At 71.3% G+C, this 11,172-nt stretch carries 9 protein-coding genes; 8 read left to right on the plus strand and 1 reads right to left on the minus strand.

Going from position 1 to position 11,172, the window contains the following annotated elements; genetic code table 11:
- Positions 1-136 precede the first annotated feature (136 nt).
- A complete protein-coding gene (locus J5X75_RS09380) occupies positions 137-370 on the plus strand; it encodes a hypothetical protein (RefSeq protein ID WP_208466937.1) in 234 nt (77 codons plus the stop codon).
- Between the two features lie 1,371 nt (positions 371-1,741).
- Here J5X75_RS09380 and J5X75_RS09385 read toward each other — a convergent pair.
- Positions 1,742-1,903 carry a hypothetical protein gene (locus J5X75_RS09385; RefSeq protein WP_208466938.1) on the minus strand — a complete coding sequence of 54 codons (162 nt, stop codon included), beginning with the start codon at positions 1,901-1,903 and terminating at the stop codon, positions 1,742-1,744.
- 14 nt (positions 1,904-1,917) lie between these two features.
- Here J5X75_RS09385 and J5X75_RS09390 point away from each other — a divergent pair, with 14 nt between their 5' ends.
- The 7 genes from J5X75_RS09390 to J5X75_RS09420 all read left to right on the plus strand — a co-directional run bounded on the left by J5X75_RS09390 (position 1,918) and on the right by J5X75_RS09420 (position 11,091).
- On the plus strand, positions 1,918-2,691 hold the full coding sequence (locus J5X75_RS09390) for a hypothetical protein (protein WP_208466939.1): 774 nt from the start codon (positions 1,918-1,920) through the stop codon (positions 2,689-2,691).
- Between the two features lie 20 nt (positions 2,692-2,711).
- Positions 2,712-4,373 (plus strand): right-handed parallel beta-helix repeat-containing protein, encoded by a 1,662-nt coding sequence (locus tag J5X75_RS09395; RefSeq protein ID WP_208466940.1) that lies wholly within the window; start codon positions 2,712-2,714, stop codon positions 4,371-4,373.
- Between the two features lie 90 nt (positions 4,374-4,463).
- Positions 4,464-6,017: a glycosyltransferase family 39 protein gene (locus J5X75_RS09400; protein WP_208466941.1), complete on the plus strand. Its 1,554-nt coding sequence runs from the start codon at positions 4,464-4,466 to the stop codon at positions 6,015-6,017.
- A gap of 14 nt (positions 6,018-6,031) precedes the next feature.
- Positions 6,032-7,726 carry a glycosyltransferase family 2 protein gene (locus tag J5X75_RS09405; protein ID WP_208466942.1) on the plus strand — a complete coding sequence of 565 codons (1,695 nt, stop codon included), beginning with the start codon at positions 6,032-6,034 and terminating at the stop codon, positions 7,724-7,726.
- Positions 7,723-8,736, plus strand: a complete 1,014-nt coding sequence (locus J5X75_RS09410) for a glycoside hydrolase family 26 protein (RefSeq protein ID WP_208466943.1) — start codon at positions 7,723-7,725, stop codon at positions 8,734-8,736. Before J5X75_RS09405 ends, J5X75_RS09410 begins: the two co-directional genes overlap by 4 nt.
- A 55-nt stretch (positions 8,737-8,791) precedes the next feature.
- Positions 8,792-10,039 (plus strand): type VII secretion protein EccE, encoded by a 1,248-nt coding sequence (locus J5X75_RS09415; RefSeq protein WP_307798002.1) that lies wholly within the window; start codon positions 8,792-8,794, stop codon positions 10,037-10,039.
- Positions 10,036-11,091, plus strand: coding sequence for a hypothetical protein (locus J5X75_RS09420; protein ID WP_208466944.1), 1,056 nt, complete (start codon positions 10,036-10,038; stop codon positions 11,089-11,091). The genes J5X75_RS09415 and J5X75_RS09420 overlap by 4 nt, the downstream gene beginning before the upstream one ends.
- Positions 11,092-11,172 lie beyond the last annotated feature (81 nt).

Raw genomic sequence — 11,172 nt, forward strand, 5'->3', positions numbered from 1 at the left:
AGACGGCCTTTCGGCCCCGTTCCCAGGTCGGTGCTTCCCCGCGTTCGGTTCGAGACGAACCATTGCACGAATGCCTGGTGTTGGCCCTGACCAGAGGTATGCGATCCTCCGTACCCGCACTCTGAGGGAGATCGCCATGCCAGTCATTCAGGACCGCGTCGTGCACAGCGCCTGGCGCCATCGCGGCCAGCCGGACCGGATTCACTTCATCGTCAAGCGGGCTGACGGCAGTAAGCGGCGACTCTGGGTGGGGGAGGGCCACTTCCTGTACGAGATTCTTGACAGCCACCTTCTTGCGCAGGGTTACACCGGACCTGCTGGCGAAGGCGTAGATCCTGATGAGACTGAGGCCGGAGAGCAGGCGGAGTAAGCGGTCGGCGGATATTCTGAGGTCGCTCGGCAGGTTTGGAGAAACCTCAGAATCATGTAGCCCACCGTCCTGCCCGGGAGTTTGTGCACCTGTGCTGGTCCCGAAACTCATTTGACGCTGCTGGGGGTCGAAGGGGTCGCAGGTTCAACCCCCTGTCGGCCGGCGGAGCAAAGGCCAGCCTATCTGAGCCTTTCTAATTGTCGATATTGATGCGTTCGGGGTCGACTTGACACGTGTCTTTGCGCGTGCGCGTGTACGGTTTGGGGTTGGAATTCCGGCCCCTCTTCGTGACTTTCCCGCGATTGGCGATTCTTAGCGCAATTCGTCCTCCTATCTGGATGATTGCGACGCTCCGCCGACATGAACGCCCGTGCGGTGACCTTGTGCGGTTCGCCGGTCCTCTCGGTGGCCGGTGACGTCATGATCGTGATTGGTGGCGGTAGTCCTTAAGTGGCTTCGGTTGTCCTGGGTTGTCCGCGTCCTTGCGGATCGCGACGATGGCGACTCCCGTGGCATCAGCCAGCCACTCCGCGACGCGACCGGGCGGATCGCCGCCACGATGTGGCCATCGACGATGATCGAGATGGAACTTCGGGAGCTCCCGTTGTCCTCGGGGAGTTCGAGATTCGCCGTTCAGGCTGGCGTCCGGGCCGCCTTTCGGCAGCGGGGGAACGCCGACGAACATGGCGCGGGGGTACGGCATCGCCGGGTCGCGTGCCCGGTGTGCGGTGCTTCCGGGTGGTTCAGCCGGCGCGTTTTGGGGTGGACCGCGCCCACCGTGACCAGGGAGGAGGGCTTCGTCGAGGGGGGCGAGCCGGTACCCATTACACTCCTTGATCGCGCCCAGCCTCCAGGTCACCGTGTCCGGGCGGGGCGACGCGAGGCTGGAGACGGAGAGGCACATGCGGACCGCCGGGCAGTACCGTTTGCAGCAGGCGCTGAGTACCTGTGAGGTCGGTGACGTCTGGTCGGGCGTCGGAGCGCGCGGAGAAGCCGTCACCGTGGCCGTGCTCAACGATTTGGCCTCGGCCGACGATCGCTGGCGCAAAGCGTTCGGGGCCGCGGCGGACGCGCTCGCCAACACCACCGCCGACCGTCTCCCGATCGTCGGCAGGGACTATCTGGGCCCGCGGCCATGGGTGGCCTGCGCGCCGGAACAGGGCAGCGGCGCCGCCCAGGTCTTCGAGGTGCTCGGACAGCGCCTGGTTCCGGTCGCCGCCCCGGAGGTGGCGCCCGCGCCTGCACCTACGCCCGCGCCTGCGCCTGGGCCTGCACCCGCGCCTACGCCCGCGCCTGCGCCTGGGCCTGCACCCACGCCTGCGCCTGGGCCTGCACCTACGCCCGCGCCTGCGCCGGGGCCTGCACCCGCGCCTACGCCCGCGCCGGGGCCTGGGCCCGCACCCACGCCTGCGCCTGGGCCTGCACCCACGCCTGCGCCTGGGCCTGCACCCACGCCTGCGCCTGGACCGGCGCCTGCGCCTGGGCCTGCGCCCACGCCTGCGCCTGGACCCGCGCCCACGCCCACGCCTGCACCCGCGCCGAGGCCTGTGGAAACCGAGGTGGTCGCCCGGGTCGGACCGTCGCCGCACGCTGAGCTGGACGACCGGCCCGTACCCCCGCTGCGGTTTCCGCCCAGGCCGCCCGTCAAGCGGCGGCGTGCCGGCCTGGTCGTCGCCCTGGCGGCCCTCGCCGGGCTGGTTGTCGGCGCCGGTGGCACGGCGGCCGGGATGTCGCTGCGTGACGAACCGGCTCCGGCTCCCCGGCCCAGCGTCACGCCGGCGCCGACCGACGAGCAGTTGCTGCTGGGCGATCCCACCGCGCCGGGGGTGGAGCCGCCGGTCGGCGGCGGCTGGCCGTCGTCCTGGCCGACCTTCGTGTCGACCGAGCCGACGAAGCCCATCAAGGGGCTGGACGGTGTCGGCTTCGACTTCCGCGTCCCGCCGGCGTGGAACTGTGAGCAGGTGGCCACGGCGGCGGCCGCGGCTCACTACCGGTGCGGCGGTGGGGACGCGGGCGGTGGCGACCTGACCGTGCGGACCTGCGAGACGCCGTGCACCGAGGAGCGGCGTACGGCTCTGCGGCAGCGCGAGGAGGCGTGGGGCCTGCAGTGGACCCGCAGCGGCCCGTTCGCCACCTGGGCGGAGACCACCCAGATCGACGGCAAGCGCATGTACGGTCTGGTCTACGTCGCGTTCTGGCGGTCCACCCCGGAGGGCCAGATCGATCGTCAGCTGGTGGTGCGCATGACCGCACCGCTCGCCACCAGTGATCACCTGAAGAAGGTCGTCAACTCGATCCGTGACGAGACGTTCACCCTCTGATGATCCTCTAAGGAGTGCTCGTGGCCACGACCCTGGCGGTACCCGGGGCCTATCCGACCATCGCCGACGCTCTCGAGGTGGCGCCCGACGGAGCGGTCATCTCGCTCGCGCCCGGCACGTACGCCGAGCGGTTGCGGGTCGCCGGGCGCCGGCTCACGGTGCGGGCCGCCGGCGAGGCCGGTTCGGCGGTGATCGAGGCGACCGCGCTGGACGGCCCGGCGCTCGCCGTCGTGTCCGGTGAGGTCACGGTCGAGGGCGTGGTGTTCACCAGCGGCGACTACCCGGCGGTCACCGCCACCGGCGGCCGGCTGCGGCTGCGCCGGTGTGAGCTGTCCGCCGGCTACGGCGCCGGCCTGCAGGCCGACGACGGCGCGATCGTCGAGGCCAGCGAGGTACGCGTGCTGCGCGGCCAGCATGGTCTCGTCTTCTCCGACGCGGGCGGAACGGTGGAGTCCTGCGAGGTGCGGGGCGTCACCGACGATGGCATCATCGTGCGCCTCGGCGCCGACCCGGTGGTGCGGAGCACGACTGTGGCGGACTGCGGTCACCGGGGCGTCTACGTCTACCAGTCCGGGCGGCCGACGATCGAACGGTGCGACATCTCGGGCACCGGTGACGCGGGCATCGTCGTGGCGAACGGCGGCGCGCCGACGATCGTGGAGAGCTGGATCCACGACACCCGGGGCGTCGGTATCGCCTTCGGCCCGGGCTGCGGTGGTGTCGTCGACCGGTGCCGGGTCGAGGCCACCGCGGCGCCCGGCGTCGACGTGGACCCGACGGCGAATCCGGCGGTCACCCTGGACGAGGGCGCGGCGCCGAAGGCCGGCGTGGGCGTCACCGACGGCGCCGGTGGCCGGAACGAGGCCGAGGTCGAGCAGTTGCTGGCCGAGCTGGATTCCATGATCGGTCTGGCCGGGGTGAAAGGGGAGGTCCGCTCGCTGATCGACGAGATCCAGGTGAACGAGTGGCGGCGCAGCGCGGGCCTGTCGGTGGGCGCCGCCAGTCACCACCTGATCTTCACGGGTGCTCCCGGAACCGGCAAGACGACCGTCGCGCGCATCTACGGCAAGCTGCTCAAGGCGCTGGGCGTTCTGCCCAACGGTGAGTTCCGGGAGGTGTCCCGGCGGGACCTGGTGGGCCAGTACATCGGGCACACCGCGGAGAAGACCACCAAGGTGTTCGAGGACGCGATGGGCGGCGTGCTGTTCATCGACGAGGCGTACACGCTGGCCCGCGCCGGTGGGGCGGCCGCCGACTTCGGGCAGGAGGCGATCGACACCCTGGTGAAGCTGATGGAGGACCACCGGGACCAGGTCGCGGTGATCGTCGCCGGCTACACCCGGGAGATGTCGGACTTCCTGGACGCCAACTCCGGTCTGGCGTCCCGGTTCGCCAAGACCCTGGAGTTCGAGAACTACGGGCCGGACGAGCTCGTGCGGATCGCCGACCGGATCGCCCGCAACGACGACTACACCTTCGCGCCGGGCTTGAGTGACGCACTCCACGAGTACTTCTCGCAACTGGAGCGCGACCGCAACTTCGGCAACGCCCGAGAAGCCCGCAAGCTGCTGGAAGGCATGCGGAAAGCGCAATCCGGACGGTTGCGGGCGCTCGGCCGGATGCCCAGCCGCGAGGATCTGTGCGCGTTCGTCCTCGATGATCTGCTCACCGCGATTCGCTGATTGCCGGTACGCTGGCCGATCCGAGAGACCGAGCTTCATGATCATCTAACCGGGCAGTGACAACCACGAATGTCAGGACGCTTACCGACCATGCGGGCCACGAGCACTGATCAGACGGCGATCATCGTCCGGGTGCCCCACCAGCTGACGGAACCGGCCGACGGGGGACCGGCGACCTGGCCGCCGTCGCCGGAGGACCACCCGGACGAGCCGGAGCCGCTCACCAATCCACGGCTGACCGTCCTGTCCTGGTTGGTCCCGTTCCTCGTCGCCGGTGGCCTGGGCTGGTGGAACCTGGCCAGACCCGGGCTCAGCGAGGACGAGCTGGCCACCTGGGGCATGGTCACGATCGGCTGGACCGAGTTCCGCGGTGTGCTGGAGAACGTGGACGCCAGTGTCGGCGCCTACTACGTCCTGTTGCGCCTGTGGGCCGCCGTCGCCGGCGACACCGACCTGCTCCTGCGACTGCCGTCGGTGCTGTTCGGAGCGGCTGCCGCGGCGGTGGTCGCGGGCATCGGGATCCGGCTGGCCGGGCGCCGTGCCGGGCTGACCGCCGGCCTGGTCTTCGCGCTGCTGCCCGGCTTCTCCCGCTACGCCCAGGACGCCCGCCCGTACGCGCTGGTCATGCTCGCCGCCGCGGTGTCGACCTACGTCCTGATCGGCCTGGTCGAGCGTCCCCGGGCCCGCGCCTACGTGGGGTATTCGTTCTCCGTGCTGGTCCTGGGCCTGTCGCACGTGGTGGCGCTGCTGCTGCTCGTCGCCCACCTGCTGCTGGTCGTCCGGGTGCGCCGTTCCTGGCGGCCGTTCCTCGCCTGGGCCTGCGCCGTCCTGGTGGGTGTCTCGCCGGCCCTGCCGGTGCTCTATCTGGGCCAGGTGCAGAGCGGCGGCCAGATCGGCTGGATCCCGCCGCTGACCTGGGACCGCCTCGCCGAGACGCCGGAGCGCCTGTTCGGCGCCACGATCGTCGCGGGTGCGGTGATCGCGCTCGCCCTGACCGCCCTGTCACTGCGCACGCGCGCGCACGCGCTGACCCTGTGGGCGCTGGCCCCGGTGGCCGCCCTGGCGGCTGTCGCCCAGCTCACCCCGCTGTGGGTGCCGCGCTACCTGTTGTTCGTCCTGCCCGCCTGGGCGCTGCTGGCCGGGCTGGCGCTGTGCCGGCTGAGCGTGCTGCGCGGCCTGGTGGCGGTGCTCGGGATCGGCCTGCTGGCGATCCCGGCGCAGGCTGACATCCGTACGGTGTACGGCCACGATTACGCCAGCCGCGACGTCGCCGAAGTGATCAAGGCGAACCAGGCGGCGGGCGACGCGGTGCTGTTCGGGCCGTTCGCCGACGGCGACCAGCGCACCAGCCGCGACGCGTTCATGCGCTACATGCCGGCGCAGCGGCCCGCCGACAAGCTCATGGTCCGTGCCCCGCGGACCGGGGGCACCCTCGGCGCCCAGGAGTGCCCGGACGCGGAGATCCCGTCCTGTTTCGGCAAGCCGTCCCGGGTGTGGGTGGTCCGCAAGGGCAGCTGGACCAACATCGTGCAGAACATCGGGGACGCCAAGGAGGCGCTGCTGCGCCAGGACTTCGTGCAGTCGGAGATCTGGCCGCTCAAGGGCTTCACCGTGGCGCTCTACATCCGCAAGCCGGTCGGCTGACGAGGCGACGACGGATGACGGCGACCCAACCCGACGACACGGTGATCATCGAGATACCGACGGCCCTGCTCCCGGTGATCGGGGATCGCGGCCGGCCGCGCACGCTGTCCGACCTCATCCCGCAGCAGCGCCGGCCGGGTGTGCGGGCGGTGGGCGTGGCGTCGCGCGACCGGGCGGCCGCCCCGCTGCTGTCGCCGCCGTCCGACGAGGAGACCGGCTTCTACGGCAAGCGGCGGCTGTGGGTGCTCACCGGCTTCTCGCTGATCAGCTTCGGGTCGCTGCTGGTCAGCCAGGTGTTGCTCCTGCGGATGTCACCGTGGCTGTACCTGCTGGTGCCGGCGCTCGGGTTCACCGTGCTCTACTACCTCATCTCGCTGGCGGTGAACGTCGGCACGCCCGGGTTCGACCTGCGCCGGCACCGCGAGCTGGTGGCGAACTGGAAACCGGAGCAGTACCCGTCGGTCGACGTCTTCCTGCCGGTCTGCGGCGAGGCCCTCGACGTGCTGCGCAACACCTGGCAGCACGTGGACATGATGGCCGACCACTACCCCGGCCGGGTCTGTGTGTACGTGCTCGACGACTCCGCCTCCTCCGAACGGCAGGAGATGGCGCTCGACTTCGGCTTCGTCTACCAGCGGCGGCCCAACCGCGGGTGGTTCAAGAAGGCCGGGAACATGCGGTACGCGTACCACCGCACGCTGGGTGACATGGTCCTGGTGCTCGACGCCGACTTCACGCCCCGCGCGGACATGCTCGACCAGATGCTGCCGTACCTGGACGCCTATCCCGACCTGGGTATCCTCCAGTCGCCGCAGTACTTCCGGGTGGAGCGCGGCCAGGGCTGGCTGGAGCGCGGCGCGGCAGCCGTGCAGGAGCTGTTCTACCGCTCGGTGCAGGTCTCCCGGCAGCACCACGAGGCCGCCATCTGTGTCGGCAGCTGCGCGATCTACCGCCGCGCCGCGCTCGACGACATCGGCGGGTCGACGCTGATCGAGCACTCGGAGGACGTGCACACCGGCTTCGACATGCGCCGCAAGGGCTGGCTGCTGCGGTACGTCCCGGTGCCGCTGGCGGCCGGCCTGTGCCCGGCCGACCTGAACTCCTTCTACACCCAGCAGTACCGCTGGTGCGCCGGCTCGATGAGCCTGCTCGGCTCGACGAAGTTCTGGAACCTGCGGATGCGGCTGCGCCAGCGTCTGTCGTACATCTCCGGCTTCTGTTATTACGCGCACACGGCTCTGTTCACGTTCGTCGGCCCGATGGTGCCGATCGTGATGCTCTTCTTCTTCCCGCAGTTCGTGAAGCTGCACCACTACCTGCTGATCGTGCCGAGCGCCCTCTACAACTTCGTGGTCTTCCCGCTCTGGCACCGCACGTCCTACCGGTTCGAGACGTGGACGGTGAAGCTGGTCTACGGCTGGGCGCACGCCTTCGCCATCTGGGACCTGCTGCGGGGACAGCCGATGGGCTGGCAACCGACCGGCAGCACGGCGAAGAAGTCGCGCACCCGCCGGCTGCGCACCGGCATCACGCTGTGGAGTCTGGGCACCGCGCTGGTCTGGACCCTGACCGCGGCGGCCCGGATGAGCACCATGGATCTGGCCACGTTCACCCCCGCGTTCCTGGCCGGGACGGTCTACCTCGCCACGGTGCTGCAGGCGCTGCTGGTCGACCCGGTACGCGACGTCCCCCGGAGGCAGGACTCATGAGGACACCGCACCTGCTCATCGCGATGTCGGTCTTCGTCGCGGGCGTGTTCGGCTACGCGGCGCTGGCTCCGTCACCGGAGAAGGACCGGGCCGCGCAGACCGTCGCGGACGGCACCACCGTCCCGCCGAGCGCCGGCGCGAGCGCCTCCGCGGCGCCCACCGTCTACGACGTCGGTCACCTGGTCGATCCGAGCCGCGACTACTTCGGCACCGCCATCTCGGGTGCGCCGCAGGACATGAGCCGGGTGGACGCCTTCGCGAAGCGGGTCGGCAAGAAGCCCAACATGATCACGATCTATGAGAGCTTCGACGACGACTTCGCGGCCGCCGAGGTGCGTGACATCTACCAGTACGGCGCGCTGCCCATCGTCCGTTGGGAGCCGTTCAAACAGGGGCTCGGCGACATCGCGGCCGGTCGCTTCGACGAGTACCTGACCGAGTTCGCCACCGCGGTGCGCACGCTGAACGTGCCGATCGCGCTCACCGTCGCCCACGAGATGAACGGCCACTGGTATCCGTGGGGCACCCGCAAGAACCAGCCCCGTGACTTCGTCGCCGCCTGGCGGCACATCCACCAGATCTTCGAGCAGGTCGGGGCCACCAACGTGATCTGGACCTGGACGCCGAACGTCATCAACTACCTGCCCGGGGTCGCGCTCAAGCCGTACTGGCCGGGGGACCGGTACGTGGACTGGGTCGGCGTGGACGGCTACTTCACCCAGTCCGGCATCAAGCACTTCACCGAGCTGTTCCGGCCCACGCTCAACGAGATCAAACGGTTCACCGCCAAACCGGTGCTGATCGTGGAGACCGGGTCCGAGCCCGGCTCGATGCGCGCCACCGCGGTGAAGGAGCTGCTCACCGAGGTCGCGAAGAGCAAGGAGATCATCGGGTTCGTCTACTTCAACGCCCGCGGCTCCGGCGACTGGGTCCTCGACAACGATCCGAAGGCGCTCCGCGTGTTCCGTACCCACCCCGACCGCGACGACTTCTCCTTCGCCGTAAAGTGATCGTTCTCGCCGCTGTGCACAGGGGGTTGCCGGCGGTCCGGTGGAAAGGAGCGCGGTGATCGAGGGCAACGGCCATCCGGGACAAACCACGATCAATGCCACGCCGGACGGCCCGTCACCGTCGGATGCCGCCGAGGTGCGTCCGGTACGCCGCAGCGGATATCTGGGCCCCGTCAACGTCGGCCAGATCATCGTCGCCGAGGCCGCGCTGCTCGGCGCGGGCGCGGCCGGAGCACAGGGCCTCACCGCGGGCCTGGCCGCCGGCGCCGGCGCCGCCGCGCTGCTGGGCGTGGTCTTCGCCCGCCGGCACGGCCGGTGGTGGCTGGAGAACCGCACGATCGCGTGGCGGCACCGCCGCCGGCGCGGCGTCACCGCCGGTGGCGTGGGCGGCCCGCTGCGGGCGCTGCACGCGGTCGCCGCGGGACTGGTGGTCCGCGACGTGTCCGCGCCCGACGGAGCCCGGGTGGGTGTCGCCCGCGACGACGCCGGGTGGTACAGCGTCGTCGCGCTGAACCCCACGGCGCCCGTGCATCAGGAGGCCGGCCCGGTGCCGCTGGACACCCTGACCGACGTGCTGGCCGCCACCGGTCAGCCCGGGCTGGTGGTGCAGATGGTCACCCACACCGTTCCGGCCACCGGACTGGACGTGCATCCCTCGTCGCCGGCCGGCTCGTCGTACCGTCAGCTCGCCGGCTCGCTCAGCCCGGTGCCGGTGCCCGCCCACCACGAGTCCGCGGTGGTGGTCCGGATCGACGCGCGTACGCTCGCCGGGGCCCTGCTGGACCACACCGCCGACCCGGAGGCCGCGGCGGCGCTGGTCGCCAGCCTGGGCCGCAAGGTCGCCACCAGCCTGCGCCGCTTCGGCATCGGCTGCCGGGTGCTCGACGCCGCGGAGGTGACCGCCGCGCTGCTCCGCTCCTGTGACGTCGACCCGGCCACCGCCGAGACCGTCCAGGTGCGCGAGGAGTGGACGCGATGGCACTCGGCGCGGCTGAGCCACCGCACGTACTGGCTCAAGACCTGGCCGGGCACCACCGCCGCGATCACCGATCTGCTCACCTGGGTCTCCGCGGTACCGGCCGCACAGACCAGCGTGTCGCTCGTGCTGGACCCGTCGGACGGCACCGATGTCACGGTCCGCTGCCTGATCCGGCTGGCCGCCCGGCACGAGGACGACACGCAAGCTCTGGAAAGGCACTTCGTCGAAGGTGTCAGACGGTTCGGCGGGGAGGTGGAACCGCTCGACGGCGAGCAGGGACCGGCCGCCTACGCCACAGCGCCGACGGGTGGTGGTGCGGGATGACCTATCCGGATCGGGACGGGGCCTGGCGGCCACGACCGGCGCAGCGGCCCGAGGAGGAGACCACCCAGCCGTTCCAGGCCCTTCCACCGCCGCCGTCGATCTTCGCGCCGCCGCCGGTGGCCGTGCCGCGCCCGGAGGCCCCGGTCGCGCCGGTGGCCGCCGAGCCGGTCGCGCCGGCCCCACAGGAGACAGAGACGGCTGACCCGGTGGCACGGCGGCTGGCGGCGCCCGCGGTGACCAGCGCACCGCTGGCCGCGCCGAGCGCGCTGGCCGTCGGCGTGCCATCGGTCGCCGACCGGCCGGACAGTGGCGGGCCGCCGCCGGAGGGCGGTGCCGAGGCGGCGGCCGATGCCCGGGTCGCTCCCTCCGGGCGGATGCACCGGCTGCACGCCGGCCGGCACACCATCTCCCGGGCCACGCTCAAGAGGATCACCGTGGCGCCCTCGACCGGCGCCGGCCTGATCATCGGCCGCGACCGGCAGCACGCCGCGGTCCCGTTGCGCCTGTTCACCCCCGAGCCGGTACGCGTGACGCTGGTCGGCGGCGTCTGGGCCGCCCAGCTGGTGGTCTTCCGGGCGTTCTCGATGGGCGCCCGGGTGACCGTGGTGACCGACGAGCCGCACGCGTGGGCTGGGTTCGGTGAGCGGGCGACCGGCCGGCACAACCGGCTGCGCGTGCTCGACGGCCCGCCGGGACCGGCCGGGCCGGGCACCGCGCAGACGCCGATGCTCACCGTCTACGACCTCGGGATGACCGGGCCGGCGGCGACCACACCGCTCGGCCCGTGGCGCAGCCAGCTCACCGTCCTGCGCCAACTGGACCGGTCCGGTGTGCCGGCCCTGCAGGACGCCCAGGTCGTCCTGTTGCAGCGCCTCGGCGGCGACGAGGCGGCGCTGGTCTCCTCGGCGCTGCGGCTGCGCCCGCACAGCAGCCAGTTCCTGCAGTTCATGGCGGACGACATGATGGCCCTGATCGACGAGGGAACGGACCGCTACCTGTTCCTCGCGCAGACCGAGGCCGAGCACCGGGAGGTCGGCGCCCCGCGGCGCTGAACCAGCGCCGCGGGCCGCCCGCACGTCAGCGGGCGGGCGGCGTCCACGCCAGCTGAACCACCCCGGACCCCTGGTTACGGG

Origin of the sequence: Actinoplanes flavus (assembly GCF_017592555.1) — a bacterium.
In the GTDB taxonomy this organism is placed as follows: Bacteria; Actinomycetota; Actinomycetes; order Mycobacteriales; family Micromonosporaceae; genus Actinoplanes; species Actinoplanes flavus.

Excerpts from the sequence above, each read along its gene's own strand:
- J5X75_RS09380 (WP_208466937.1), top strand. The coding sequence starts at position 137 with ATGCCAGTCATTCAGGACCGCGTCGTGCACAGCGCCTGGCGCCATCGC.
- J5X75_RS09400 (WP_208466941.1), top strand. The coding sequence starts at position 4,464 with ATGCGGGCCACGAGCACTGATCAGACGGCGATCATCGTCCGGGTGCCC.
- J5X75_RS09405 (WP_208466942.1), top strand. The coding sequence starts at position 6,032 with ATGACGGCGACCCAACCCGACGACACGGTGATCATCGAGATACCGACG.
- J5X75_RS09410 (WP_208466943.1), top strand. The coding sequence starts at position 7,723 with ATGAGGACACCGCACCTGCTCATCGCGATGTCGGTCTTCGTCGCGGGC.
- J5X75_RS09420 (WP_208466944.1), top strand. The coding sequence starts at position 10,036 with ATGACCTATCCGGATCGGGACGGGGCCTGGCGGCCACGACCGGCGCAG.